Origin of the sequence: Streptomyces sp. NPDC050315, from assembly GCF_040655775.1 — a bacterium.
In the GTDB taxonomy this organism is placed as follows: domain Bacteria; phylum Actinomycetota; class Actinomycetes; order Streptomycetales; family Streptomycetaceae; genus Streptomyces.
On sequence record NZ_JBFAKN010000005.1, the window covers coordinates 46,863 to 73,041 of the forward strand.

A 26,179-nucleotide genomic window follows, 5' to 3' on the forward strand; every position below is an offset into this window, starting at 1 on the left:
TAACCTTGTCCGAGGCCACATTCGGCCGAGGATCCCCGCCCCGTGCACAAGGAAAGGTGTTCGTCACCGTGGAAACCGCCGCCCGGACCGCCCCGGCAGCAGTGATTGTCGCCATCGACGGCCCCTCCGGCACGGGCAAGTCCAGCACGTCCAAGGCGGTCGCCGCCAAGCTGGCGCTGAACTACCTGGACACCGGTGCCCAGTACCGCGCGATCACCTGGTGGATGCTGTCCAACGGCGTCGACATCCAGGACCCGACCGCCATCGCCACGGCCGCCGCCAAGCCCGCGATCGTCTCCGGCACCGACCCGTCGGCGCCGACGATCACGGTCGACGGCCAGGACGCCGCGGGCCCGATCCGTACGAAGGAGGTCACCTCCGCGGTCAGCGCCGTCAGCGCCGTCCCCGAGGTGCGCAGCCTGATCACGGACCTGCAGCGGACCATCGCGGGCTCCTCCGAGCGCGGCATCGTCGTCGAGGGCCGGGACATCGGTACGACCGTCCTGCCCGACGCCGACCTGAAGATCTTCCTCACCGCGTCGCCCGAGGCGCGTGCCGCCCGGCGCAGCGGTGAGCTCAAGGGCAAGGAGGCCACCGACCTGGCCGCCACCCGCGAGGCGCTGATCAAGCGCGACGCCGCCGACTCCTCCCGCAAGACCTCGCCGCTGGCCAAGGCCGACGACGCGGTCGAGGTGGACACCACGGACCTGACCCTGGAGCAGGTCATCGAGTGCGTGGTCACCCTCATCGAGTCGAAGATCGCGGAGAAGAGCGCCGCGTGACGGATTCCGACCGGCTGCCGAGTGCCGGCGGTGCCGCTGTCGGGCGGCGGATCGGCATCGGCCTGATGTACGGGCTGTGGCGGCCGCGGGTGCTGGGCTCCTGGCGGGTGCCGTCGGCGGGCCCGGTGATCCTCGCGGGCAACCACTCCCACAACATCGACGGCCCCATGATCATGGGCACCGCGCCCCGGCCGGTGCACTTCCTGGTCAAGAAGGAGGCCTTCGCCGGGCCGCTGGACCCCTTCCTGACCGGCATCGGGCAGCTGAAGGTCGACCGGACGGGCACCGACCGGACCGCGATCACCGACGCGCTGGGCGTGCTGGAGCGCGGCGGGGTCCTCGGGATCTTCCCGGAGGGCACCCGCGGCGAGGGCGACTTCGCGTCCCTGCGTGCCGGGCTGGCGTATTTCGCCGTACGCTCGGGGGCGCCGATCGTGCCGGTCGCGGTGCTCGGCAGCGCGGAGCGGGCGGGCCGGGCGATACCGGCGCTGCCGCCGCTGCGCAGCCGCGTCGACGTGGTCTTCGGCGACGCCTTCCAGGCGGGGGACGGCAGCGGGCGGCGGACGCGGAAGGCGCTGGACGAGGCGACCGTACGCATCCAGGAGCGGCTGACCGCGCACCTGACGACGGCGAGGCGGCTGACCGGCCGGCACCGCGTTTCGCCCGGGGAATCCGCAGGGACCCCCTGACACTTTGAGCAGTGGGCGCCGGGACGGCGGCCCACCGACCACGCAGAACGAGGAACGGACTTCATGAACGACCAGATCCCCACCGGCGACGAGCACGTCGAGCACGGCGCGCTGGGCGACGCCGAGTACGCGGAGTTCATGGAGCTCGCCGCGCAGGAGGGCTTCGACCTGGCTGAGGTCGAGGGCGACATCGCGGCGGCCGGGCACGGCCCGCTGCCCGTCCTCGCCGTCGTCGGCCGCCCGAATGTCGGCAAGTCGACTCTCGTGAACCGCTTCATCGGCCGCCGCGAGGCCGTGGTCGAGGACAAGCCGGGCGTCACCCGCGACCGCGTCACCTACGAGGCGGACTGGAACGGCCGCCGCTTCAAGGTCGTCGACACCGGCGGCTGGGAGCAGGACGTGCTCGGCATCGACGCGTCCGTCGCCGCCCAGGCCGAGTTCGCGATCGAGGCCGCCGACGCGGTGGTCTTCGTCGTGGACGCCAAGGTCGGCGCGACCGACACCGACGAGGCCGTCGTGAAGCTGCTGCGCCGGGCCGGCAAGCCGGTCGTGCTGTGCGCCAACAAGGTCGACGGCCCCTCCGGCGAGGCGGACGCGGCCATGCTGTGGTCGCTCGGCCTCGGCGAGCCGTACCCGGTCTCGGCCCTGCACGGCCGCGGCACCGGCGACCTGCTGGACGCCGCGCTGGACGCGCTGCCCGAGGCGCCGCAGCAGACCTTCGGCGCAGCCATGGGCGGCCCGCGCCGTATCGCGCTCATCGGCCGCCCGAATGTCGGCAAGTCCTCCCTGCTGAACAAGGTCGCCGGCGAGGAGCGGGTGGTCGTCAACGAGATGGCCGGCACCACCCGCGACCCGGTCGACGAGCTGATCGAGCTCGGCGGCAAGACCTGGAAGTTCGTGGACACCGCGGGCATCCGCAAGCGCGTCCACCTCCAGGAGGGCGCCGACTACTACGCCTCGCTGCGCACGGCGGCCGCCGTGGAGAAGGCCGAGGTCGCGGTCGTCCTGATCGACGCGAGCGAGTCGATCAGCGTGCAGGACCAGCGGATCATCACCATGGCCGTCGAGGCGGGCCGCGCGCTGGTCATCGCGTACAACAAGTGGGACCAGCTGGACGAGGAGCGCCGCTTCTACCTGGAGCGGGAGATCGAGCGCGACCTCGTGCAGATCCCGTGGGCGATGCGGGTGAACGTCTCGGCGCGTACGGGGCGGCACATGGAGAAGCTCGTGCCGGCCATCGAGACCGCGCTCGCCGGCTGGGAGACGCGGGTGCCGACCGGCCGCCTGAACGCTTTCCTCGGCGAGATCGTGGCTTCGCACCCGCACCCGGTCCGGGGCGGCAAGCAGCCGCGCATCCTCTTCGGCACCCAGGCGGGCACCAAGCCGCCGCGCTTCGTGCTCTTCGCCTCCGGCTTCCTGGAGGCGGGCTACCGCCGCTTCGTCGAGCGCCGGCTGCGCGAGGAGTTCGGCTTCGACGGCACCCCGATCCACATCTCGGTGCGGGTGCGCGAGAAGCGCGGCCGGAAGAAGTAACACAGCAGCGGGACGGGCCCGCTCGCACCGGATGCGGTGCGGGCGGGCCCGTTCGCGTACTCAGTGCCGGTACGGGCGGTTGTCGCGCGGCGCCGGAGGCAGCGCGGCGGGGGCGTGGCCCCGGGAGTGCTGCGGGGGCAGCGGCACCTCGCGGCGGCCGGCCGCCGCCGGGGTGGTGCGCCGCCAGATCCGCCGCAGCACCTCCGGACTCAGCTCGTCCTCGCCCGTGCGGTCCCCGGGCAGGGCCCGGAAGGAGCGGCGGTACTCGGCGTAGAGCGCGTCGTAGATCGGCGTGGCCGAACCACGCTCGGTGTGGTGCGCGGCGGGCTCGTACGACGGGCGCATGCCGGGGATGGAGTGGAACGGGGCGCGGGGGGACGGGTCGTATGGGTGCACGTCTGTGCCAACGACCCGGAGCCCCGCGGGATGCGGCCTTTGGTGGCGAATCGGCTGATCGCGGGCATACGGCCGCTTCCGCGGGGCCCGGAGGCCTGCAGCCGCAGGGGCCACGCCGCCTGTCCGGTGACGCCTCGGACATCCGTACGCGGACGGGCGGCCGCCCCCTCGTGGGGAACGGCCGCCCGTGGGCCCGCCGGACGACGGCTCAGGTGCCGGCCAGCGGCATGGACATCGCGACCAGCTTTCCCTGCGCCGCGGCCTTCTCCAGCGCCTCGCGCATCAGGTCCTCGCGCGGCTGCTGGCCGATCGAGCCGTGCGGTGCCGCGTACACCACCACCGTGCGGGACTTGTTGACCGCGGCGCGCCAGCCGTCGGAGACCGGGAGCGGCTGGTGCGCCTTCCACCAGGCGTTCTGGCCGCCGGTCTCGCCGCCGTCCTGGAGCACGGCGTGCAGCTGGCCCATGGCGAGCAGCACGGACCAGCCCGTCCCGCCGCCCGGCAGCACGGCCACGTCCGCGACCGGGTGGAAGCCCTGCTCCCGCAGCAGTGGCAGGAAGTCGTCGTCGAGACCGGCCGAGCCGGGGCGGGCGATCGGGCCGCTCGGCTCCACCACGAGCGCGGGCCGCAGATCGCCCTCGACCAGGACCAGACCGCAGGTCACGCCGAGGGTCGCCTGGCGCGGGGCCGGCGTCGGCCCGTCGGCGGCGCGCGGCGCGGGCGGGGCCGCCGGGCTCTCGGCGGGGGCCTCGCCGGTGATGGAGCGGACGGCGCCCTTGAGCTGCTCCTCGGCCACCGTGACGACCTGGGAGGGGATGCACGTGGCGTGGGCGAACGCCAGGACGGCGGTCTCCTCGCCGATGAACAGGACGGTGCTGGTGCGCTCCTGTTCGCTGTCGCCCGGGGTGCGGCAGGAGGTGCAGTCGTAAGCGCCGGGGGCGTTGTCGCCGGCCAGCAGGCGGTCGGCCTCCTCGTCGCCGATCTCGGCGCGGACGTCGGCACTGACGTCGAGCATGCGGGGCACGGCTGACTCCTCGATCTGTGTGCGGCTGCCGGGCGGATCCCGGCGTGTAAAAAGACAACGGGCGATCTGTGGCAGGAGTCACGCGCGGGCGCGAACGGAATCGAACCGATCGGCGCACAACGTGAACGTCGCCCCGGAAGCCGTCACTCCCCGCCACCGCGTGTGCGAGCCACGTTTCGGATTCGGGTGAGCTGGCTCACAGGCCGGGAGATCGTCGGGCCGACAAATCCCGATATCCCGGAATCTAGGGGGTGACCGGAACTCGTCGGTACCTTTAGTAACGCACTACTGGCCTGCCGCGACAGTGGATTGGTTGATGCCGGGCCCCGGGGGTTCCTACATTCAGCGGCCGTGTGCACCGAGCACCGCCCGGGGACGCCCGCCGTCCGCAACCGGCAGCACGGCAGTACCGCAGCACGGCAGCACGACTCGCGGCGGGCGGGGCGGAGCGGCGCACGGGCGGGACACCCGCCCGGCGGCGCGCCGCCTGGGGGAGTCCCGGGTTTCCCGAGAGGAAAACCATGCCTTTTCCGAAGGGCTTCAAGCGTCGTGAAACCGCTGCCCTCGCCGGGGCGGTGCTGGTCGCACCGCTCGCACTGCTGGCCGCCACCGCCTCCGAGGCGCGCGCCGCGGACGGCGGGGTCTGGGACCGCATCGCGGCCTGCGAAAGCGGCGGGAACTGGCACATCAGCACCGGCAACGGCTACTACGGCGGACTGCAGTTCTCCGCCTCCACCTGGCGGGCGTTCGGCGGCCACAAGTACGCGCCGAGCGCGCACCAGGCGGGCCGCGACGCGCAGATCGCGGTCGCGACGAAGGTGCAGCAGACCCAGGGGTGGGGCGCCTGGCCGGTCTGCTCGGTCAAGGCGAACGCCGCCGGCAGCGCGCCGGCGGTCGGCGGCGGCGAGGTCTCGGCGTCCCGGAAGAGCGAGGACCGCGCGGTGCGCAGCAGCAGCCACGCCGACCGCAGCTCCCGGGGCGGCGGCAAGGGCGGCAAGTACACCGTCCGGAGCGGCGACACGCTCGGCTCCATCGCCGCGGCCAAGGGCGTGTCCTGGCGGACGCTGTACGGCGCCAACAAGTCCGTCATCGGCGGCGACCCGCACATGATCAAGCCCGGCCAGCACCTCAAGATCTGATCCCCGCCGCCATGGTCCGGGCGTCCCCCGTTCCCGCGGTGCCGCAGTGGTGGCGTGCCCCGCCCGGTCACCCGACCGGGTGGGGCACGGGCCTTCGGGCGCGTGCCGCGCGGCCGGTCCGGCGTACCGCGGCTAGCCTGCGGCGGTGCTCGAACTGTCGGAGTTCTTCCCGCGCCTTGGTGCGGCGGTCCGTCCGCGGCCGCCCCGTACGGAGCGCCGCGCGCGCACCGTTGTCCGTACCGCCCGCAGGCCCGCGCTCACGCTCGCGGTACTGGCGGCCCTGCTGGCGGGGAGCGCGGGGGTGGGCGCGGCCGCCGACGGCCCTCCGGAACCCCGGTCCGCCGGCGTCCTGACGGGAGCGCTGGGCACGGTGACGCACACCGTCCTCGGCGCCGCTGACTGCTCCCGTGACGACTGGCCGTGGGGCTGCATGGCCCAGTGCGAGAGCGGCGGCGACTGGCACGCCCGTACCGGCAACGGCATGTACGGCGGGCTGCAGTTCACCCAGTCGACGTGGGAGGCGGCCGGCGGGCTGGCCTTCGCGCCGCGGCCGGACCTGGCCACCCGCGAGGAGCAGATCAAGGTCGCCGAGCGGGTGCAGGAAGAGCAGGGCTGGGGTGCCTGGCCGGCGTGCGCGCGGCGTTACGGGCTGCGGGCCGGGGTACCCGCGACGGGCGATCCGGACCCCCGTACTCATCCCTGATGCGGATCGGTGGCCCGAGGTTCCCGATCGCGGCTACCGATTTGCTCACGTTTCCGGAACAAAATAGCGAAAGTACCCAACCCGAAACCTCCAAGGGCGGTCTAACCGTTTGGTAGGCGGACGGCAGGCCACGTTCGCGCAAAAACCATGGGATACGGGGACGGATGCATATCTCATTCCTGATTCACAACGCATACGGCATCGGCGGCACGATCCGGACGACGTACAACCTCGCCGACACGCTGTCGGAGCAGCACGACGTCGAGATCGTGTCCGTCTTCCGTCACCGCGACGTGCCGGTGTTCGAGCCCGGGGCGCGAGTCAGGCTGCGGCATCTGGTGGACCTCCGCAAGAACAGCCCCGATTACGACGGGGAGGACCCCGCCTTCCTGCGCGAGGCCCGGATCTTCCCGCGGGCCGAGGGTCGCTTCGGGCAGTACAGCGAGCTCACCGACCGGCGGATCACCGCCCACCTGCGGTCCCTGGAGGCCGACGTCGTGGTGGGGACCCGGCCCGGGCTGAACGTCCACATCGCCCGGCAGGCCCGCCGCGGCGTGGCACGCGTAGGACAGGAGCACCTCACCCTCGATTCGCACGGCAGGGCGCTCGTCCGGCGGCTGCGCGCCGTCTATCCACGGCTGGACGCGGTGACCACGGTGACCGAGGCGGACGCGCGCTCCTACCGCAAGCGGCTGCGGCTGCCCGGCGTACGCATCGAAGCGGTGCCCAACAGCGTGCCCGCGCCCGGCATTCAGCCCGCCGACGGCACCGGCAAATGGGTCGTCGCGGCCGGTCGGCTGGACAAGGTGAAACGGTACGACCTGCTGATCCGGGCCTTCGCCACGGTCGTCGAGCAGCGTCCGGACTGGCGGCTGCGGATCTACGGCGGCGGCGCCGAGAAGGCTGCGCTGCGCGCCCTGATCGACGAGCTGGGCCTGTACAACCACGTCTATCTGATGGGCCCGGCGAGCCCGCTGGACCCGGAGTGGGCCAAGGGCTCCATCGCGGTCGTCACTTCCCGGCTGGAGTCCTTCGGGATGACGATTGTGGAGGCGATGCGGTGCGGGCTGCCGGTGGTCTCCACCAACTGCCCGCTCGGTCCCGGCGAGATCATCGACGACGGCGTGGACGGCCGGCTGGTACCGGTCGGCAAGAAGGACGCCATCGCGGGCGCGCTGCTGGAGCTGATCAACGACGACGAGCGGCGGCAGCGCATGGGCCGGGCCGCCCTGGCCTCCTCCGCCCGCTTCGATCCCGGACGGATCGCGGGACGGTACGAAGCGCTCTTCGGCGACCTGACCACCACCGGCGGGGGGCGGGGCGGACTGCGCGCCACGATCCACCGCACCAGAGGAGCTTTGCTGAGCGGCGCCTACGCCACCAAGGACGCGGCGCGCGCCGCAGTGAGAGGAGTGCGGACGGTATGAGCGCGTCGACGCAACTGCCCGCCACCGGTACCCGGCCGCCGCAGCGGATCGCCCTGCGCGCCGACTGCATCGCGGACTCCGCGGGCGGCCTGACCTTCGACATCGCCGTTCCCGGCGCGGCCGGCGAGGACACCGGCACGGTCTGGGGCGCGGCACTGGTGCTCCGGCTGCGCGGCGGCGAGCCCCCGGCCGACGAGATCCGGCTGCCGCTCGGGCCGAACGGCGCGGGCCGGCTGCGGGCCGTGCTGCCCAGTACGGTCGCGCTGGCCGAGGGCCGCTGGAACGTCTACGCGGACCTCGGCGATGCCGGGGACCCGCAGCGCCTGCTGCCCGGCCTGAACGACCTGCGGTCGCTGGTGGACCGGCAGCCGCTGGCCGCCATCGGCCGGCTCGGCGTCCGGATCCCGTACGCCACCAAGTACGGCAATCTCGCGCTGCGCAGCTGGCTGCGCGGCCCGCACGCGGAATCCGGCGAGATCACCGTGGCGCCCGACGGCATCACCGTCCAGGGACGGCTCTACGGAGCCGCGCTGGAGCCCGGAGCCGCCGCCGAGGCGCGCGCCCGGCACGACGGGCACACGGTCACGATCCCGCTGCACGGCGACGGGCCGGACTTCGCCTTCGTCCTGCCGCACGGCCCGCTGGCCGAGCGGTGGCGGGCCGGCACCGAGCGGTGGGACCTGTGGGTGCGGACCGGCGAGGCCGCCGAGCCCGTGCGCATCTCCCGCATCCTGGACGACGTACCGGACAAGAAGCAGATCTTCACCTACCCGGCGATGCCGATCAGCGCCCCGGGCGCGCAGGTCCGCGTCGGCCCGTACTACACGGTCGACAACGATCTGGCGGTCGCGGTCGCGGGGCCACAGGAACCGTCCTGAGCCACCGGGGGACGCTCCGCGTCCCCCGGCCTCATACCTCCCTGATTGACCCATGACAAATGGGGCACCCGGATGGCGGAGGTGCACATCATGGTTCCTGTCCTGTTGGTCCTGCTGCTCGCGCTGATCCTTTTTGGCGCCGGCTTCGCGCTCAAGGCGTTGTGGTGGATCGCGGTGGCGGTGCTCGTCGTATGGCTACTGGGCTTCCTGTTCCGTTCCACCGGCACGGGAGGCGGCCGAGCGCGCTGGTACCGCTGGTAGCGGCGCGCGTGAACCGATGACGGCGGCGCGGGCGGAGCCGCCGTTCCGGACCATGGCTGTCCGCGACTGGTGCCAGAATCCGGCACATGTTGGAGACCTCGGCACGCCTGCTCCGCCTGCTCTCACTGCTGCAGGCCCACCGTGAATGGTCCGGTGCGGACCTCGCCGACCGGCTGGGCGTGACACCGCGCACGGTACGGCGTGACATCGAACGGCTGCGGGAGCTCGGCTATCCCGTGCACTCGGCCCCCGGCACCGCCGGGGGCTACCAACTGGGTGCGGGCGCCGAGCTCCCGCCGCTGCTGCTGGACGACGAGGAGGCCGTGGCGGTCGCGGTCGGGCTGCGCACCGCGGCGGCCGGCGGCATCGCGGGCATCGAGGAGACCTCCGTCCGCGCGCTCGCCAAGCTGGAGCAGGTACTTCCGGCCCGGCTGCGGCGCCGCGTCTCCACCCTGAACACCTTCACCGTGCCGCTGGTGAACGGCGCGGGGCCGCGCGTGGACGCCGCCGTCCTCACCGAACTGGCCGCCGCCTGCCGGGACAGTCAACAGCTGCGCTTCGAGTACGCCGCGCACGACGGCACGGTCAGCCGCCGCACCGTCGAGCCGCACCGCCTGGTCAGCGCCCAGCGCCGCTGGTACCTCGTCGCCTGGGACACCGGACGCGCGGACTGGCGCACCTTCCGCGCCGACCGGATCACCCCCACCCCGCCGCACGGCCCGCGCGTGGCGCCCCGTACGCCGCCCGCCGAGGACCTGGCGGCCTATGTCTCCGAAGGCGTCTCCAGAGCCGTGTACGCGGTGTCCGCGACCGTCCTGCTGCACGCGCCACTGGAAGAGGCCGCGCAGCGCATCTCTCCTCTTGCCGGGGCGCTGGAGGCGGTGGACGACCGCACCTGCCTGCTGCGGGCCGGGGCGGCGAACCCGGACGCGCTGGTCGTGTTCCTGATGATGACCGGCTTCGACTTCGAGGTCCGCGAGCCGCCCGAACTCCTGGCGTACATACGGGAGATCAGGGACCGCTTGTCCCGGGCGTCGGCCTGAGCCGCGCGTCCTCCTCGGTCAATTCGCTGCGTGCCGTGGCCGGGTGGTGCAGGTCGAAGGCCGGGGACTCGGAGCGGATCTTCGGGATGGTGAGGAAGTTGTGCCGCGGCGGGGGCGAGGAGGTGGCCCACTCCAGGGAGCGGCCGTAGCCCCAGGGATCGTCCATGCCGGCCTTCGGCGCGTACTTGGCCGTCTTCCAGATGTTGTAGAGGAACGGCAGGGTGGAGGCGCCCAGCAGGAAGGCGCCGATGGAGGAGACGGTGTTGAGCGCGGTGAAGCCGTCGGCCGCGAGGTAGTCGGCGTACCGGCGCGGCATCCCCTCCACGCCCAGCCAGTGCTGGACGAGGAAGGTGGTGTGGAAGCCGACGAAGAGCGTCCAGAAGTGGATCTTCCCCAGCCGCTCGTCGAGCAGCTTGCCGGTGAACTTGGGCCACCAGAAGTAGAAGCCCGCGAACGTCGCGAAGACGACCGTGCCGAAGACGACGTAGTGGAAGTGGGCCACCACGAAGTAGGTGTCGGTCACGTGGAAGTCCAGCGGCGGCGACGCCAGGATCACCCCGGTCAGCCCGCCGAAGAGGAAGCTCACCAGGAAGCCGACCGACCACAGCATCGGCGTCTCGAAGGACAGCGAGCCGCGCCACATCGTGCCGATCCAGTTGAAGAACTTCACGCCCGTCGGCACCGCGATCAGGAACGACATGAACGAGAAGAACGGCAACAGCACGGCCCCGGTGGCGAACATGTGGTGCGCCCAGACCATCAGCGACAGCGCGGTGATCGCCATCGTCGCCGCGACCAGCATGGTGTACCCGAAGATCGGCTTGCGGGAGAAGACCGGGATGATCTCGGTGACGATGCCGAAGAACGGCAGCGCGATGATGTAGACCTCCGGGTGGCCGAAGAACCAGAAGAGGTGCTGCCACAGCAGCGCGCCGCCCCACTCCGAGTCGAAGACCACCGAACCGAACCGCCGGTCCGCCTCCAGCACCAGCAGCGACGCGGCGAGCACGGGGAAGGCGACCAGGACGAGGATCGAGGTGAAGAGCACGTTCCAGGTGAAGATCGGCATCCGGAACATCGTCATGCCCGGAGCCCGCATCCCGATGATCGTGGTCAGGAAGTTCACCGCGCCCAGGATCGTGCCGAAGCCGGACAGCGCCAGGCCCATGATCCACAGGTCGTGCCCGATGCCGGGGGAGCGGACCATGGAGTTCAGTGGCGCGTAGGCGGTCCAGCCGAAGGCGGCGCCGCCGGTCGGGGTGAGCAGCGAACCGATCACGATCAGCCCGCCGAAGAGGAAGAACCAGTACGAGAGCATGTTCAGCCGGGGGAACGCCACGTCGGGCGCGCCGATCTGCAGCGGCATGATCTCGTTGGCGAAGCCCGCGAAGGCCGGGGTGGCGAACAGCAGCAGCATGATCGTGCCGTGCAGCGTGAACGCCTGGTTGAACTCCTCGTTGGTGACCAGCTGCATCCCGGGCCGGGCCAGCTCGGCGCGCATCACCAGCGCCAGCAGCCCGCCGAAGAGGAAGAAGCCGAACGACGTGATCAGGTAGAGATGGCCGATCTTCTTGTGGTCCGTGGTCGTCAGCCAGTCCACCACGACCTTGCCGGGGCGGCGGACCGCGACGGGCCCGGCGCTCGTCTCCTGTGCCACTGTCCCCATCCCGCGCCACCTCGTTCGTCGACAGAACGTACTGGTGCCCGCCTCATGATGCGCGCCCCAACGGCCTTCGCGCGAGGGGGCGTCGGCCGGTCCCGGCCGCCGTTGGATGTGCGGGAAATGTGAGCGGAGTGTGTGTCGTCGGCGGATTACGGGACGCCCGATATTGCGTATCGGGTAAGGGGAATGCGAGGCCGTCGGGTGATTGATTTCCGGGGTGCGACGGGAGTTGCGCGGGTGCGTTCGCGGAAACCGATGAGGGGGAAATCGGCCCGGATTTTTCCGTTGCCGAAGTGATACCGGGGCGGCTCGTTCGGGTGACGGAAGTGGCGGTAAACTGGCCTTCGCGGGCTGTGACAGAAGTGTGACCAATGCCGGACCACGGGAACACTCCGGTGTGTCAGGAAGGCCCTTCCGTGCACTGCGGAGGAGGCATACGGTGGCGCCATGGCGCCAGTACCGAACCTTCCGAAAGACCCGGACGACGACCTCGAGACCTATGTCGGTCTGGAGCAGCAGCAGGCCGAGGATCAGGCCCGCGCGCGCGGCTGGAGCACCGTCAGGTCGCTGCCGCCCGGCGCGATCATCACCATGGAGTACCTGGCGGGCCGGCTGAACTTCGAGGTGGAGGACGGCACCGTGAACAAGTCCTGGAAGGGCTGAGCGGCCCGCGCTTTCCCCCGGCACTGCCCCGTACTCCCCGTACGACGACGGCCCCGGCGGCTCCGTGAGTGGAGCCACCGGGGCCGTGGTGTGCGGGGGTGTGCGTACCGTCCCGCACGTCTGCCGCGTCAGCTGCCCTGCGAGCGGCCGCGGACGGTCGTGGTGACCGGTGCGGTGCGCGGGGCACGGTCCGCGTGCGGCGGTCTTCGGCTGCCCGAAGGGGTGACCGGAGTGCGCTCCGAGCGGGTGGTGTGCGGGCGGGCGGGGTGGTGCGGCCAGGTGTCCGGGGAGCGGCCCTGCCGGCCGCCGCCGGCCACCGCCGGCTCGCGGACCAGGACGCCGTCCTCGGCGACCGCCCGCTGGCGGGAGACGCCGGCGGTGACGCCCGCCGGGCTCGCCGGCACCGGGAGGGGCCGCGGCGCGCCGCCCAGCCGGTCCCGCAGCCGCCAGAGGGTCGCCATCAGCCGGGCCTCCGCCCAGGCCATGCCCGGCTCGCACCAGGGCATGGCGAGGAGTACCAGGAGGCCCGCCGCCCAGCCGAGCAGCACGTCGCTGACCCAGTGGGTGCCGAGGTACACAGTGGTCATGCCGACGCCGAGGGCGCCGAGCGCGGCGATCACCGAAAGGATCCTGCGGCGCAGTGGGGTGGTCGCGAGGTACGCCAGGACACCCCAGGTCACCACGGCGTTCGCGGTGTGGCCCGACGGAAATATATCGCCGCCGAGCCACATCTCGTTGGTTCCGATGGCGGTCGCGTAGTGCGGGCCGAGCCGGCCCATGCCGATCTTCGCGGCCCCCACGGTCACGTTGAGCATCAGCAGAGCGACGCCCAGTGCCAGCAGCGGGTGGAGGTTCTTCTGCCGCCAGCATCGCCAGATCAGCCACGCGGCCACCGCGACCGCGGTGGGGCCGCGCTGGCCCAGCACCACGAAGTAGTCGAGGAAGGCGTGGATGTCCGGCCATTGCTTGTACGGCCGGAACAGCATGACCTGCCAGTCGAGGGTGACCAGCCAGGAAGTCGTCAGCACGCCGAGCACGATCGCCGCGTAGACCGCCACGGTGCCGCCGAACAGCCAGTGGCGTGTTCGTGTCATATACGGCCGGGCGGCGCTATCGCTCGGGTGCCCTTCCAGCTGGTCGGGCTTCTCATCGGTACGCACTCAATCGACGTTACCGCGTGTGATGTAGGCGCCTGGTCAAACCGTCCGCTTTGTAATGACGATGTGATGTGGAATGCGTCTCAAACAAGCCATTCGCCAGGGCCCTGCCAAGAGAATTCACTAAATCGCTCTTTCGGCCGCGGGGCATCCGTGTGGCCGCCCGGCCAAGAGGCCGAATGCATTTCCCCGGTCCGTGTTTATCGCGCATTTCCCGGGGTGTTACGGGGTGTTCGCCGGTCCGGTCATGGCGGGCCCGAGCCGTTCAGCCAGATCGCGCCGTACACCGCCGAGCCCGCCGCGAGGACGCCGAGGACGGCCGCGGCGTACCGGCGGCGCCACCGGGCCAGCGCGGCGGCCGGCGGCAGCAGCAGCGGGTACGCGGGCAGCATCAGCCGCGGCTTGGACCCGAAGTAGCCCTTGGCGGTCAGCGCCAGGCCCAGGACCAGGCCGCCGTAGACCAGCAGCGGCACCGGCCGCCCCTGCCGCACGCCGAGCACGTACAGCCAGAGCACCAGGGCGACGCCCACGATCAGCGCGAGCGCGGCGGGCCACGCCGGTCCCGTCAGCAGCCGCCAGGTGAAGGCGGCGAAGGCGAGGCCGCCGTCGAAGCCGTTGTTCCAGCCCGCCTGGACGTCGAGGTAGCCGGTGAGGCTGCCCTCGCGGGCGCCCACCCAGAGGAAGAAGCCGCACCAGCCGAGCGGGGCGAGCGCCACCCCGGCGAGCAGCGGGCCGTGCCGCCGCCAGGTCACCCGGCCCGCACGGGAGCGCTCGCGCCACAGGTGGAGCGCCGCGGCGGCCCACACGGCCGCGACGACCGCGGCGCCCACCGGCCGGGTCAGCCCGGCCAGCGAGGTCAGCACGCCCGCCCACAGCCACCGCTCGGTCAGCACCGCGTACAGCGCCCAGGCCGCGAGCGCGGTGAAGAGCGCCTCCGAGTACGCCATCGACTGCACGATGCCTATCGGGACCGCCGCCCACAGCGCGGCCAGCGTCACCCCGGCCCGCGGGCCGTGCAGCCGCTCGCCCGTGGCGTACAGCGCCCACGCGGCGGCCACCGAGGCGGCCGCGCTGACCAGCAGCCCGGCGCCGGCCGCCGAGATCGGCAGCAGCGCCGAGAGGCCCCGCTCCAGCCACGGCAGCAGCGGGAAGAAGGCGAGATTGGAGTGCACCTCGCCGCCGGGCAGCTGGACGGCGTAGCCGTAGCCCTGCTCGGCGACGCGGGTGTACCAGAGCGAGTCCCAGCGGGCGGAGAGGAGGGTCTGCCAGTCCTTTCCTGCCGCCGCCGACCAGGCGGCGAGGACCACGAGGCCCAGCAGGCGGATCGCCGCGTACGCCGCCAGGGCGGGCGCGGCACGGCGCAGCGCGGCCCCGGCGCCTCTGCCTGCCGCGGCCGGACCCGCGGTGGCGGAGAAAGCGAGATCGGTCATCAATCCGATTATCCAGGTGGGCGGGGGTCCTGGCGGCACGATGGCCGGATCGGAGCGGGCGCCGGGGGTGCGCCGACGCGTCATAGCGAGTGAGGTCCGACGCGTCATAGGGGGTGGGGCCCCCAAAAAATAGGGGGTGCGGAGGTCCCCCGAAGGAGTCGGCGGCGAATGGTAGCCAGTGCCCTGTCCAGTGGGTATGAGAACACCCGGCCCTTGCGATGAGCATCTCATCGTGAGGTGAGCCATGTGTCCCGCCCGGCGACTCGCGTAGGCTTTCTTCACAACTCGCCCGTGCCGCCGGTTCCCCCGGGGTGTTCGTCGTGCCGTCGTGCGCGGCTGCGAGTGCTCGACAGGAGGTGCGTACATGTCCGGGACGACCACGTCCGGCAAGAAGCGGACGACTGGTGTCACCCGGCATCGCGGCGGCGGCGCGAACCGCTGGACCGTGCTGATCGTGCTCTGCGTCAGCCTGCTGTTCGTCGCCCTCGACACGACGATCCTCTACGTCGCGGTGCCTGCCGTCACCGAGGACCTGCGACCGGGTCCGGTCGAACTGCTCTGGATAGTCGACGTCTACCCGCTCATCGCGGCGTCCCTGCTGATCCTGTTCGGGACGCTCGGCGACAGAGTCGGCAGACGCCGGATACTGCTCTTCGGTTACGGGCTGTTCGCGATTGCCTCGGCCGGCGCCGCGCTGGCGCCGAACCCGCAGATCCTCATCGTGGCCCGCGCCCTGCTGGGCGTCGGCGGCGCGATGATCATGCCCGCGACGCTGTCGATCCTGCGCCAGGTCTTCCCCGACCGGCGCGAGCGGGCCGTGGCCATCGGCGTGTGGAGCGCGGTCGCCGCGGTCGGCGCGGCCGTCGGCCCGGTGCTCGGCGGCTTCCTGGTCGAGAACTTCTGGTGGGGTTCGGTCTTCCTCATCAACATCCCGATGATGGCCGTGATGCTGCTGGTCGGCCGCTGGCTGCTGCCGGAGTCCCGGGGCGAGCGGAACGGCCCCTGGGACGTCCTCGGCGCGGTCATCGCGGCGCTCGGCGTGCTCGGGCTGGTACTGGGCGTGAAGCGGATCGGCAGCGGCGAGCATGTCGTGGGCTGGACGACGCTCTGTCCCATGCTGGTCGGAGTGGTGCTGCTGGCCCTCTTCGTGCACCGCCAGCGACGCCGTGCGCACCCCCTGATCGACATGCGGCTCTTCGCCCGCCCGGCCTTCGGCACGTCCGTCGGCTGCATCGTGCTGGCGATGCTGGCCCTGGTCGGACTGCAGCTCATAGCCGTGCAGTACTTGCAGCTCGTGCTCGGCATGAGCCCTCTGGAGACCGGGCTGCGGATGCTGCCGCTGGTCTTCGCCGCGATGGCGGCCGGGCTCACCGGCTCGCGGATGCTGCAGGTGCTCGGCCCGCGGGTGATGGTCTCGGCGGGCTTTGTGCTCACCGCCGTGGCGGTGCTGTGCCTGACCGCGCTGGGCACGCACGACCACCCCTGGCAGCTGTCCGCCGGCTTCGTCCTGCTCGGCTTCGGCTTCCAGTCCACGCTGTTCGGCGCGTACGAATCGATGCTCAGCGAGGCGCCCGCCGAGGCATCCGGGGGAGCGGCGGCCATCGGCGAGACCTCCTACCAGCTCGGCGCGGGCATCGGCGTGGCCGTGCTCGGCAGCGTCATGAACGCCGTCTACGCGCCCGGACTGCACCGCGTCGCCGGTGTGCCGCACCGCGCGAGCCGCGCGGCCGGGCACTCGCTCGGCGAGGCGTACCAGGTCGCCGGCGGCCTCGGGGCGCAGGCGCGGCACGCGCTCCGCGAGGCGGCCCGCGCGTCCTTCGTGCACGGTCTGCACGTCACGCTCGTGGCCAGCGCGGTGCTGCTGCTGATCGGCGCGGCGATAGCGCTGCGGCTGCCGCGGCGGGCGGCCGACGCGGCGGAGCGCGCCGATGGGGAAGTGCCGGGCCCGGGCCACGATGCCGAGCCCGAGCCCGCGGCGTCCGGGCGCTGAGCGCCGCCTCCCTTCTTGTGCGGGCCCGTCGCGGGCCCTCTTGTGGCGCGCCCGTGCGCGTCGTAACGTCTGCCGTGAGCAATAACTACCACTGCTAGTTTTTCGCGCAGCCGCAGGAGGCACATCCTCATGTCCGCATCCACCCTGCCGCCCTTCGACCCGGCCGACCCGCTGGGCATCGACGACCTGCTCACCGACGAGGACAAGGCCGTCCGCGACACGGTCCGCCAGTGGGCCGCCGACCGCGTGCTGCCGCACATCGCCCAGTGGTACGAGGACGGCGAGCTGCCCGGCATCGGGGAGCTCGCCCGCGAGCTCGGCTCGATCGGCGCGCTCGGCATGTCGCTCACCGGCTACGGCTGCGCGGGCGCCTCCGCCGTCCAGTACGGCCTGGCCTGCCTGGAGCTGGAGGCCGCCGACTCCGGCATCCGCTCGCTGGTCTCCGTCCAGGGCTCGCTCGCCATGTACGCCATCTGGCGCTTCGGCTCCGAGGAGCAGAAGCAGCGGTGGCTGCCGGGCATGGCGGCAGGCGAGACCATCGGCTGCTTCGGCCTGACCGAGCCCGACCACGGCTCCGACCCGGCAGGAATGCGCACGTACGCCAAGCGCGACGGCTCGGACTGGGTCCTCAACGGCCGCAAGATGTGGATCACCAACGGCTCGGTGGCCGGCGTCGCGGTCGTCTGGGCCCGCACCGACGACGGCGTCCGCGGCTTCATCGTCCCCACCGACACCCCCGGCTTCTCCGCCCCCGAGATCAAGCACAAGTGGTCGCTGCGCGCCTCGGTCACCAGCGAGCTGGTCCTGGACGACGTACGGCTGCCCGCCGACGCGGTGCTCCCCGAGGTCACCGGCCTGCGCGGCCCGCTCAGCTGCCTCAGCCACGCCCGGTACGGCATCGTCTGGGGCGCGATGGGCGCGGCCCGCGCCAGCTTCGACGCGGCGCTGGACTACGCGAAGACCCGCGAGCAGTTCGGGAAGCCGATCGGCGGCTTCCAGCTCACCCAGGGCAAGCTCGCCGACATGGCGGTCGAGCTGCACAAGGGTGTCCTGCTCGCGCACCACCTCGGACGCCGGCTGGACGCGGGGAAGCTCCGCCCGGAGCAGGTCAGCTTCGGCAAGCTCAACAACGTGCGGGAGGCGATCGAGATCTGCCGTACGTCGCGCACGATCCTGGGCGCGAACGGGATCTCGCTGGAGTACCCCGTCATGCGGCACGCGACGAACCTGGAATCGGTGCTCACCTACGAAGGCACCGTGGAGATGCACCAGCTGGTGCTGGGCAAGGCGCTCACCGGGCTCGACGCGTTCCGGTAAGCGGGCCGGCGCTCTCCTGCGGACCGGCACCCGCCGGTCCGCAAGAGAACCCTTAACTCTGGTTGAAGAACCCGCCCTGGCGGCCGCGGCCCGTGGCCTCGCCGCCGCTCACGATCCGGTAGTCGGGCGGGGTGAGGAGAAAAACGCGGGTCGCCACGCGCTCGATGGAGCCGCGCAGCCCGAAGGTCAGCCCCGCGGCGAAGTCGACGACGCGCTTGGCGTCGGTGGACTCCATGGCCGTGAGGTTCACGATGACCGGCACACCGGACCGGAAGAGCTCGCCGATCCCGCGGGCGTCCCGGAAGCCGTCCGGCGTGATCGTGGCGATTCGCGTGCCCTGCTGCTGCGCGGTCTGGTCGGCCACCCGCACGCGGGGGTCGGTCACCCAGGAGTTGCCGCCCGTCTGTTCGGCCTCGGCTCCCTCGGCGTAGTCGTCGTCGTAGTAACGCTCGTCATCGTTGTCGTCGACGAGGCCAAGCCACGCACTCGCCTTGCGCACCGATCCCATGGACGCCTCCTCTCTCCCGCGGTGTGCTGTCCGCCCCTCTATGGTCGGCCATGACGCGGATGATGTGCCAAGTGGATAGCCGCCGCATGGGGGGTTCGTGACACATCTGGTGCAATGAGGATGGCACAGCGTCAGCTTCAAGGCGACGACCGCGAACTGACTGTGCGAAGGGTGTCACACGGGGTGCGCGCCCCCTTGGCCCCCTCCGGCAGGACAGAGTGAAACATACCGGAAAGAATGGGTCCGTAAGGAGGGGACCAGGGCATATGCGCGTTGACGGGTCAGCCGGCGTGGAGTGCCGTGACGTGAGTGCGCGTCATCCCTTCGCCGGCGGGTTGATCCGGGAGGCGTCGATCGCCGAACTGCTCGTGCCCCACTTCTTCAGGATGCGGTCGTACGTGCCGTCCTTCTTCAGGCGGTTCACCGCGGCCCGGAAGGCAGGCGTGAGCGCGCTGCCCTTCTTGAAGGCGAAGCCCACGTCGAGACGCTGGTACTCGTTGAGGAAGCGCAGCCCCTGCTGCTGCCGCACCGCGTAGCGCAGCCCGTTGATGGTGCTCATGACGACATCGCTGCGGCCCTGCTGGAGGGAGATCCACAGTGCGCCCTGGTCGGCGTAGGTCTTGACCTCGTACGGCTTCTTGCCCGCCCGCGCGCACTTCGGGCGGTTCGCCTCCAGCGTCGCTTCGAAGGTCGTGCCCGCCGAGGTGGCCACGGTCCGGCCGCACAACTGTGTCAGGTCGGTGACCTTCTTCAGCGGGCTGTCGTCGCGGACCGCGAAGCCCTGCCCGTCGTTGATGTACGTGACGAAGTCGACCGTCTTCCGACGCTCCTGGGTGACGCCGAAGTTGCCGGTCCCCAGGTCGTACTTGCCGCTCCCGAGCGCGGGCAGGATCGCTTCAAAGCTCGCCACCTCGCGCTTGAGGCGCAGCCCGAGGACCTTCGCCGTGGCGTCGGCGAAGTCGATGTCCTGGCCGGCCACGGTCTTCCCGTCCGGCAGGTAGGCCGCGCCGGGCGGCGAGCCGACGCTGGTGGCGAGGGTGAGCGTGCCGCGGGTGCGGACGGCCTCCGGCAGCAGCTTCGCGGCGGCCGGGTCCTTCCCGACGTCCTTGATCACATCGGTGGTGGGGATGTCGGCTTCGGATGTGCCGGCCGTGTTCGCCGTCTCCTTCGGCGCGGCGCAGGAGGTCAGTACGAGGGAGATGCCGGCCAGCAGTACGGAGGCTCTGAGGGCGTTCGGGCTCATGGGTGCGGGGTCTCCAGGTACTTCTCGAAGGGCAGCGGGCCGATCGACTCCGGGTCGGCCGTGAGGTCGAAGAGCGGGCGGTAACCGGCCGCCAGGTACAGGCCCTTGGCCTCCGGCTGCCGGGGCCCGGTGGTCAGGTACAGCCGGACGTATCCGCGGCGCGCCGCGTCGGCTTCCAGTGCGCGCAGCACCTGCCGGGCCAGTCCCCGGCGGCGGTGTGCCGAGTCGGTCCAGATCCGCTTGAGTTCGGCGGTGGTGGCGTCGTACTGCCGGTACGCGCCGCCGGCCACCGGTCGGCCGTCCTCCAGGAGCAGCAGGAACGCGCCGCCGGGCGGGGCGAATTCCTCGGGTGGGTACTCCAGATCGAGGTCGACCGGTTTCTCGTAACGGGTGCTGTATTCGTGCGTCAGCTCCGCGAGGAGCGGGCGGGCCAGCGGGTCGGTGACGGTGGTGTGACGCACCGTCAAGTCAGTGGGGTGTGGGGCCAGATCGGTCACGGGCGTCCCAGGGGAGAGCAGGCAAGGGTGCGCCGAGGGGAGGCGCGGAAAAGTGTGTGAAGGCGCGGCGGGATCAGGTCAGGGGAACGGGATCAGGGCCGCGAAACAGCCCGGCCGCAGAAGGCGGCGGGCAGAGGGCAGGGGGTCAGCTCAACAGGACGACGACCACACTCGACCGAAGTCGATGTGGTCGCGTGTGACCAGCCGCTGCCATGAGTACATGCGGCCAAGTGGAGCAGGCATCCGTTTCCGCGTCAACTGCCTGTGAGATTCGATTCCCACAGTGTGGACAGGCTTGACAGGGCGCGGTACCCCCGCCATAGCCTCAAGGGCCGGTCGTGCTGAGGGGCTCGACCGTTGTTGAAGCCTGTGTGAAGGCGTTTCACCCGTGTTCGATCTCTGCATCCACGGAGCCTTCGCATGCCTTCCGTACAGCCGGTCTCCGGCACCCTCGACACCCCTGTTCCGGCACCGCCCGGCCCGCGGCCCGCCCCGGCACCTCGCATCGTCCCGCGCCGCCGCACCGGCCAATGGGCCGCCGCAGCGCTCGTTTTGGCGCTGCTCGCGCTCGCCGCCACCTCCGTCGTCCGCAACGACGCGTTCCAGTGGGACGTGGTCGCCGGTTACTTCCTCACCACGGCCGTGCTGCGCGGCCTCGGCCTCACGCTCTGGCTCACCGCGCTGGTCATGGTGCTCGGCTTCGCGCTCGGCACGCTGCTCGCCGCGATGCGGCTGTCCGCCAACCCCGTGCTCAGAAGCGTCGCCTGGGGCTACGTCTGGCTGTTCCGGTCCATGCCGATCCTGGTGCAGCTGCTGTTCTGGTTCAACATCGGAGCGCTGTACCCGCACATCCTCGGCATCAAGACCGTGAACCTCCTCGGGCCGCTCACCGTCGCCCTCATCGGCCTCACCCTGCACGAGGCCGCGTACGCCGCCGAGGTCGTCCGCGGCGGCATCCTCTCCGTCGACCGCGGCCAGCTGGAGGCCGCGCAGTCCCTCGGCCTGAGCCGGTGGCGGCGCGGCCTGCGGATCGTGCTGCCGCAGGCGATGCGCTCGATCGTGCCGCCCGCCGGAAACATGCTGATCGGCACCCTCAAGGGCACCTCGATCGTCAGCGTCATCGCCGTCCAGGACCTGCTGTACTCCGTCCAGTTGGTCTACCACCGCACCTACCAGGTCATCCCGCTGCTGCTGGTCGCCACCCTCTGGTACGTACTGATCACCTCGCTGCTCAGCGTCGGCCAGTACTACCTGGAGCGGCACTACGCGCGCGGTGCGGAGCGCACCCGATGAGGCCGTCCCTGGTGATCGTGGGAGCCGGGCCGCGGGGGACCGGACTGCTGGAACGGATCGCCGCCAACGCCGCGGAGCTGTACGGCGACCGGGAGCTGGACATCCACCTCGTGGACCCGCATCCGCCCGGCGGCGGCCGGATCTGGCGGCAGGACCAGTCCCCGCTGCTGTGGATGAACTCCACCGCCGAGGACGTCACGATGTTCACCGACGACTCGGTGGAGATGGCCGGACCGGTCCGGCCGGGGCCCACGCTCGCCGCCTGGGCGCAGCAGGTCAGGGACGGCGCCGTCGAGGTGGCGCCCGACTTGGCGGCGGCGGCCGGTGCGCTCGGGCCGCGGGACTTCGCCGGCCGCCGGCTGCAGAGCGGCTACCTGGAGTGGGTGTACGCGCGGGCGGTCGAGGAGCTGCCGCCCGGCGTCACCGTGCACGAGCACCGGCAGCGCGCCGTCCGCGTCGCGGGCCCGCGCGAGGGCCGCCAGCAGGTCTGGCTGGCGGGCCGCCCGGACCCGCTCGTCGCCGACCTCGTCGTGCTCACCCTCGGCCATCTCGGCGCCGAACCACCGCCCGAACAGCGGGCGTTGTCCGCCTTCGCCGCCGAGCACGGACTGACGTACCTGCCCGCGGACTTCACCGCCGACAGCGACCTGTCCGGGCTGCGCGCGGGCGAGCCGGTACTGGTACGGGGCATGGGCCTGGCCTTCGTCGACCTGATGATCCTGCTCACCGAGGGCCGCGGCGGCCGCTATCTGACCCGGCCCGACGGGGAGCTCGCGTATCTGCCCTCGGGCGAGGAGCCGGTGCTGCACGTCGGGTCGCGGCGCGGTGTGCCGTACCACTCGAAGATCGGGTACGGGTGGACCGGCGAACGTCCGCCGCTGCCGCGGTTCTTCGGGCCCGCGGAGGTGGAAGCGCTGCTCGCCCTGCCCGGCGGGCCCGACTTCGCGCGGGACGTGTGGCCGCTGATCGCCAAGGAGCTGGGCTTCGCCCACTACCACCGGCTGTTCACCGCCCACCCGGAGCGCACCGCCGTCCACTGGGCCGACTTCGAGGAGAAGTACGCGGCCACCGACCACGGCAGCGCGGCGCTCCAGGCACTGGTCGCCGCCTCCGTGCCCGATCCCGCCGACCGCCTCGACCTCGAAGCGCTCGACCACCCGCTGGACGGCGTGCGCTTCGCGAGCGAGGCGGCGCTCCAGGAGGGCCTGCGCGCGTACATCCAGGCCGACCTGGACCGCCGCCACGACCCCGCGTACAGCCCCGACCAGGCCGTCTTCCTCGCGCTGCTGTCCGTCTACGGGCAGCTGATGCGGATCGGCGACCGCGGCCCGTGGTGGCACGGCTTCTTCAGTTACCTCGCGTCCGGCCCGCCCGGGCCCCGGCTGCGGCAGCTGCTCGCGCTCTCCCGGGCCGGCGTCGTGAAGTTCCTCGGCGCCGATGTCTCGGTCACCGCCGACGCCTCGCACGGGGTCTACCGGGCCCGGAGCGCGAGCCTGCCCGGCGCCGAGGTCACCGCCCGCGCGCTCGTCGAAGCCCGGCTCCCCGAACCGTCCGTCGTGGACAGCCGGGACGCGCTGCTGCGCGGCCTGTACGCCGACGGTGCCGCCGCCACGCCCGGCGGGCTGCTGCGCGTCGACGCCGCGGACGGCCGGGTCCTGGACCGTACCGGCCGGGCCCATCCGCGCCGCTTCGCGCTCGGCCCGCACACCGACGCCCGCGCTTCGGGCGCCTTCACCCGCCCCGGTACCAATGCCCCCTCCTTCCGTCAGAACGACGCCACGGCGCGCACCCTGCTCGCCTTCCTCGCCGCCGGAACCACCCGCACTGCCCGAACCGCCCGAACGACCAAGGAATCCCATGCCGCTGACCAGTGACCCGCCGCTGAGCGAGGCCCCCGGACGCGCCCGTACCGACGCGCCGGAGGCCGCCCTCAAGATCGTCCCCGTCCGTCACCCGGGCCGCTGGATCGCCTGCGCGCTCACCGCCGTCCTCCTCGCCCAGTTCGCCCACGGGCTGCTCACCAACCCCGGCTGGGAGTGGCCGGTCTTCGCGCAGTACTTCACCGCGGACACCATCCTGCGCGCGGTGGGCACCACCCTCCAGCTCACCGTCTACGGCACAGCGCTCGGCTTCCTGCTCGGGCTGGTCCTCGCCTTCATGCGGCTGTCGGACAGCCCGTTCCTGCGCGCGGTGGCCGTCGGCTACATCTGGATCTTCCGCGCCGTCCCGCTCATCGTCCAGCTGCTGTTCTGGTTCAACCTCGCCTACCTCTACAAGCGGCTCGACATCGGCATCCCGTTCGGCCCCGGCTTCGTCTCCTTCGACACGGCCGGGCTGGTCGGCGCGATGAGCGCGGCCGTCCTCGGGCTCGCGCTGCACCAGGCGGCGTACGCCGCGGAGATCGTGCGCGGCGGCGTGCTGGCCGTGGACGGCGGCCAGACGCAGGCCGCGGCGGCCCTCGGCATCCCCCGGCTGCGGCAGCTCCGCCGGATCGTGCTGCCGCAGGCCATGCGCGGCATCCTGCCCAACGCCGCCAACGAGGTCATCTCCCTCTTCAAGGGCACCTCCATCGTCTCCGTCATGGCGATCGGCGAGCTCTTCTACCAGGCCCAGGTCATCTACGGGCGCAACGGCCGGGTCGTCCCGCTCCTGATGGTCGCCACCGTCTGGTACGTCCTGCTCACCGGCGCCCTCTCCCTCGTCCAGCACGCCATCGAACGACACTTCGCGAAGGGGGCCACGCGATGACCGCGATGGTCGACATCAGGTCCGTGACCAAGAGCTTCGGGTCCGTGGAGGTACTGCGCGGCATCGACCTGACCGTCCGCACCGGCGAGGTCACCGTCGTCCTCGGCCCGTCCGGCTCCGGCAAGTCCACACTGCTGCGCACCATCAACCACCTGGAGAAGGTCGACAGTGGGCAGGTCAGCGTGGACGGCGCGCTGGTCGGCTACCGGAGGTCCGGTGACAAGCTCTACGAGCTGCGCGAGCGCGAAATCCTCAAGCAGCGCACGCACATCGGCTTCGTCTTCCAGAACTTCCACCTCTTCCCGCACCTGACCGTGCTGGAGAACATCACCGAGGCGCCCGTCTCGGCCCTGAAGAAGCCCCGGAAGGACGCCGAGGCCACCGCCCGGCGGCTGCTCGAACGGGTAGGCCTCGCCGACAAGGCCGACGCCTACCCCAAGCAGCTCTCCGGCGGCCAGCAGCAGCGGGTGGCCATCGCCCGCGCGCTCGCCCTGGAACCGAAGCTGCTCCTCTTCGACGAGCCGACCTCGGCGCTCGACCCGGAGCTGGTCGGCGAGGTCCTCGACGTCATCAAGGACCTCGCGCACCAGGGCACCACCATGATCGTCGTCACGCACGAGATCGGCTTCGCCCGCGAGGTGGCCGACACGGTCGTCTTCATGGACGAAGGGCGCGTCGTGGAGCAGGGACCGCCCTCCCAGGTGCTCGACGCGCCGCGCCAGGAGCGCACCAAGTCCTTCCTGTCCAAGGTCATCTGATGCTGCGTCATCGCAAGAGAGGTACCCACGTGAACCGCCACGCCCTGACCGCCGCCCTCGCCCTGGCCGCCGGCTCCCTCCTGCTCACGGCCTGCGGAAGCGGCAAGGCCGAGATCCCGGCCGCCGGCGGTGGTGCGGACAGCAAGGCCCTCAAGGTCAACACCGGCCCCGAACAGCACCGCGTCCATGTGAAGAAGGACCCGAAGATCGCCGCGCTGGTACCCGCCCGCATACGGGAGCGCGGCACCCTCAACCTCGGCCAGAGCACCGGCAGCGCGCCCCCGCTGACCTTCTACGCCACCGATGACCGCACCCTCATCGGCGTCGAGCGGGACATCTCCACGCTGGTCGCCGACACCCTCGGCCTCGAACCGCACATCCAGGCGCTGTCCTGGGAGAACCTCTTCGTCGGCCTGGACAGCGGCAAGCTCGACGGCGTCTTCTCCAACGTCACCGTCACCGAAGAGCGCAAGGAGAAGTACGACTTCGCCACGTACCGGAAGGACGAGCTGGCCCTCGAAGCCGCCAAGGGCAGCGGCTGGAAGGTACGCGGCGCGAAGGACGTGGCGGGCAAGCGCATCGCCGTCGACTCCGGCACCAACCAGGAGAAGATCCTGGTCGACTGGAGCAAGGAGAACAAGAAGGCGGGCCGCGCACCCGTCGACATCAAGTACTACAAGAACCCCTCCGACTACTACCTCGCGCTCCAGTCGGGCCGTATCGACGCCTACTTCGGCCCCAACCCGACCTCCGCCTACCACGCGGCGACCACCGGGAGGACCGAGGTCATCGGCACCTTCTCCGGTGCGGGCCAGGGCGTCCAGGGGAAGATCGCCGCCACCACGAAGAAGGACAACGGCCTGGTCGACGCGTACGCGGCAGCCCTGCAGCACGTCATCGACAACGGCGCGTACCAGAAGGTCCTCAAGCGCTGGGGCCTGGAGAGCGAAGCCGTGCCGAAGTCGGAGATCAACCCGCGCGGACTGCCCAGGACCGCCGAGTGACCACCACGGAGAGCACGCAGAGAAGGAGTACCC

25 protein-coding genes are annotated in these 26,179 nt (G+C 71.6%); 17 read left to right on the top strand and 8 right to left on the bottom strand.

The window, feature by feature from the left end; translation table 11 throughout:
* Window positions 1-56: 56 nt before the first annotated feature.
* The 3 genes from cmk (at window position 57) to der (ending at window position 3,004) form a co-directional block, all read left to right on the top strand.
* A complete protein-coding gene (gene cmk, locus AB0I82_RS19130; protein ID WP_363258468.1) occupies window positions 57-782 on the top strand; it encodes a (d)CMP kinase in 726 nt (241 codons plus the stop codon).
* Complete coding sequence (locus AB0I82_RS19135; RefSeq protein WP_363258469.1) at window positions 779-1,471, top strand: lysophospholipid acyltransferase family protein; 693 nt, start codon at window positions 779-781, stop codon at window positions 1,469-1,471. The genes cmk and AB0I82_RS19135 overlap by 4 nt, the downstream gene beginning before the upstream one ends.
* A gap of 63 nt (window positions 1,472-1,534) precedes the next feature.
* The gene (der, locus tag AB0I82_RS19140) at window positions 1,535-3,004 is read left to right on the top strand and encodes a ribosome biogenesis GTPase Der (protein ID WP_030266879.1); all 1,470 of its coding nucleotides are present in this window, start codon (window positions 1,535-1,537) and stop codon (window positions 3,002-3,004) included.
* A gap of 60 nt (window positions 3,005-3,064) precedes the next feature.
* On the opposite strand, the gene AB0I82_RS19145 is transcribed toward der, so the two are convergent.
* Entirely contained in the window at window positions 3,065-3,349 is a 285-nt protein-coding gene (locus AB0I82_RS19145; protein WP_363258470.1) for a hypothetical protein, read from the bottom strand.
* 259 nt (window positions 3,350-3,608) lie between these two features.
* On the bottom strand, window positions 3,609-4,424 hold the full coding sequence (locus AB0I82_RS19150; RefSeq protein WP_363258471.1) for a hypothetical protein: 816 nt from the start codon (window positions 4,422-4,424) through the stop codon (window positions 3,609-3,611).
* Between the two features lie 521 nt (window positions 4,425-4,945).
* Here AB0I82_RS19150 and AB0I82_RS19155 point away from each other — a divergent pair.
* The 6 genes from AB0I82_RS19155 to AB0I82_RS19180 all read left to right on the top strand — a co-directional run bounded on the left by AB0I82_RS19155 (window position 4,946) and on the right by AB0I82_RS19180 (window position 9,875).
* The gene (locus tag AB0I82_RS19155; RefSeq protein WP_363258472.1) at window positions 4,946-5,563 is read left to right on the top strand and encodes a transglycosylase family protein; all 618 of its coding nucleotides are present in this window, start codon (window positions 4,946-4,948) and stop codon (window positions 5,561-5,563) included.
* 145 nt (window positions 5,564-5,708) lie between these two features.
* The gene (locus tag AB0I82_RS19160) at window positions 5,709-6,266 is read left to right on the top strand and encodes a transglycosylase family protein (protein ID WP_363258473.1); all 558 of its coding nucleotides are present in this window, start codon (window positions 5,709-5,711) and stop codon (window positions 6,264-6,266) included.
* Window positions 6,267-6,430: 164 nt separating this feature from the next.
* Window positions 6,431-7,693: a glycosyltransferase family 4 protein gene (locus AB0I82_RS19165; RefSeq protein ID WP_363258474.1), complete on the top strand. Its 1,263-nt coding sequence runs from the start codon at window positions 6,431-6,433 to the stop codon at window positions 7,691-7,693.
* Entirely contained in the window at window positions 7,690-8,571 is an 882-nt protein-coding gene (locus AB0I82_RS19170) for a hypothetical protein (protein ID WP_363258475.1), read from the top strand. The genes AB0I82_RS19165 and AB0I82_RS19170 overlap by 4 nt, the downstream gene beginning before the upstream one ends.
* A 90-nt stretch (window positions 8,572-8,661) precedes the next feature.
* Window positions 8,662-8,832: a hypothetical protein gene (locus AB0I82_RS19175; RefSeq protein WP_030624574.1), complete on the top strand. Its 171-nt coding sequence runs from the start codon at window positions 8,662-8,664 to the stop codon at window positions 8,830-8,832.
* 86 nt (window positions 8,833-8,918) lie between these two features.
* Window positions 8,919-9,875 (top strand): YafY family protein, encoded by a 957-nt coding sequence (locus AB0I82_RS19180; RefSeq protein WP_363258476.1) that lies wholly within the window; start codon window positions 8,919-8,921, stop codon window positions 9,873-9,875.
* Here AB0I82_RS19180 and ctaD read toward each other — a convergent pair.
* On the bottom strand, window positions 9,844-11,541 hold the full coding sequence (gene ctaD / locus AB0I82_RS19185) for a cytochrome c oxidase subunit I (RefSeq protein WP_363258477.1): 1,698 nt from the start codon (window positions 11,539-11,541) through the stop codon (window positions 9,844-9,846). The genes AB0I82_RS19180 and ctaD overlap by 32 nt on opposite strands.
* 444 nt (window positions 11,542-11,985) lie before the next feature.
* Here ctaD and AB0I82_RS19190 point away from each other — a divergent pair, with 444 nt between their 5' ends.
* On the top strand, window positions 11,986-12,201 hold the full coding sequence (locus tag AB0I82_RS19190) for an I78 family peptidase inhibitor (protein ID WP_363258478.1): 216 nt from the start codon (window positions 11,986-11,988) through the stop codon (window positions 12,199-12,201).
* Window positions 12,202-12,329: 128 nt separating this feature from the next.
* On the opposite strand, the gene AB0I82_RS19195 is transcribed toward AB0I82_RS19190, so the two are convergent.
* Window positions 12,330-13,361: a phosphatase PAP2 family protein gene (locus AB0I82_RS19195; RefSeq protein ID WP_363258479.1), complete on the bottom strand. Its 1,032-nt coding sequence runs from the start codon at window positions 13,359-13,361 to the stop codon at window positions 12,330-12,332.
* Between the two features lie 242 nt (window positions 13,362-13,603).
* Window positions 13,604-14,788 (bottom strand): glycosyltransferase family 39 protein, encoded by a 1,185-nt coding sequence (locus tag AB0I82_RS19200; RefSeq protein ID WP_363258480.1) that lies wholly within the window; start codon window positions 14,786-14,788, stop codon window positions 13,604-13,606.
* A gap of 364 nt (window positions 14,789-15,152) precedes the next feature.
* Here AB0I82_RS19200 and AB0I82_RS19205 point away from each other — a divergent pair, with 364 nt between their 5' ends.
* Together AB0I82_RS19205 and AB0I82_RS19210 are read left to right on the top strand one after the other, a co-directional pair.
* Entirely contained in the window at window positions 15,153-16,778 is a 1,626-nt protein-coding gene (locus AB0I82_RS19205; RefSeq protein ID WP_363258481.1) for an MFS transporter, read from the top strand.
* Between the two features lie 129 nt (window positions 16,779-16,907).
* The gene (locus tag AB0I82_RS19210; protein WP_363258482.1) at window positions 16,908-18,095 is read left to right on the top strand and encodes an acyl-CoA dehydrogenase family protein; all 1,188 of its coding nucleotides are present in this window, start codon (window positions 16,908-16,910) and stop codon (window positions 18,093-18,095) included.
* A 52-nt stretch (window positions 18,096-18,147) separates the two neighbouring features.
* On the opposite strand, the gene AB0I82_RS19215 is transcribed toward AB0I82_RS19210, so the two are convergent.
* The 3 genes from AB0I82_RS19215 to AB0I82_RS19225 form a co-directional block, all read right to left on the bottom strand.
* Complete coding sequence (locus tag AB0I82_RS19215) at window positions 18,148-18,603, bottom strand: cell division protein SepF (RefSeq protein ID WP_363258483.1); 456 nt, start codon at window positions 18,601-18,603, stop codon at window positions 18,148-18,150.
* Window positions 18,604-18,919: 316 nt separating this feature from the next.
* Window positions 18,920-19,846 (bottom strand): ABC transporter substrate-binding protein, encoded by a 927-nt coding sequence (locus AB0I82_RS19220; protein ID WP_363258484.1) that lies wholly within the window; start codon window positions 19,844-19,846, stop codon window positions 18,920-18,922.
* Window positions 19,843-20,313: a GNAT family N-acetyltransferase gene (locus AB0I82_RS19225; RefSeq protein ID WP_363258485.1), complete on the bottom strand. Its 471-nt coding sequence runs from the start codon at window positions 20,311-20,313 to the stop codon at window positions 19,843-19,845. Before AB0I82_RS19225 ends, AB0I82_RS19220 begins: the two co-directional genes overlap by 4 nt.
* A gap of 450 nt (window positions 20,314-20,763) precedes the next feature.
* On the opposite strand from AB0I82_RS19225, the gene AB0I82_RS19230 reads away from it, so the two are divergent.
* From AB0I82_RS19230 to AB0I82_RS19250, 5 genes are read left to right on the top strand one after another with little or no spacing between them, the layout of a single operon-like run.
* Window positions 20,764-21,636 carry an amino acid ABC transporter permease gene (locus AB0I82_RS19230; RefSeq protein ID WP_363258486.1) on the top strand — a complete coding sequence of 291 codons (873 nt, stop codon included), beginning with the start codon at window positions 20,764-20,766 and terminating at the stop codon, window positions 21,634-21,636.
* Window positions 21,633-23,510: an FAD/NAD(P)-binding protein gene (locus AB0I82_RS19235; RefSeq protein ID WP_363258487.1), complete on the top strand. Its 1,878-nt coding sequence runs from the start codon at window positions 21,633-21,635 to the stop codon at window positions 23,508-23,510. Before AB0I82_RS19230 ends, AB0I82_RS19235 begins: the two co-directional genes overlap by 4 nt.
* Window positions 23,494-24,384 (top strand): amino acid ABC transporter permease, encoded by an 891-nt coding sequence (locus tag AB0I82_RS19240; RefSeq protein WP_363258488.1) that lies wholly within the window; start codon window positions 23,494-23,496, stop codon window positions 24,382-24,384. Before AB0I82_RS19235 ends, AB0I82_RS19240 begins: the two co-directional genes overlap by 17 nt.
* Window positions 24,381-25,142: an amino acid ABC transporter ATP-binding protein gene (locus AB0I82_RS19245; protein WP_363258489.1), complete on the top strand. Its 762-nt coding sequence runs from the start codon at window positions 24,381-24,383 to the stop codon at window positions 25,140-25,142. The genes AB0I82_RS19240 and AB0I82_RS19245 overlap by 4 nt, the downstream gene beginning before the upstream one ends.
* Window positions 25,142-26,146 carry an ABC transporter substrate-binding protein gene (locus tag AB0I82_RS19250; protein WP_363258490.1) on the top strand — a complete coding sequence of 335 codons (1,005 nt, stop codon included), beginning with the start codon at window positions 25,142-25,144 and terminating at the stop codon, window positions 26,144-26,146. The genes AB0I82_RS19245 and AB0I82_RS19250 overlap by 1 nt, the downstream gene beginning before the upstream one ends.
* Window positions 26,147-26,179: the final 33 nt, after the last annotated feature.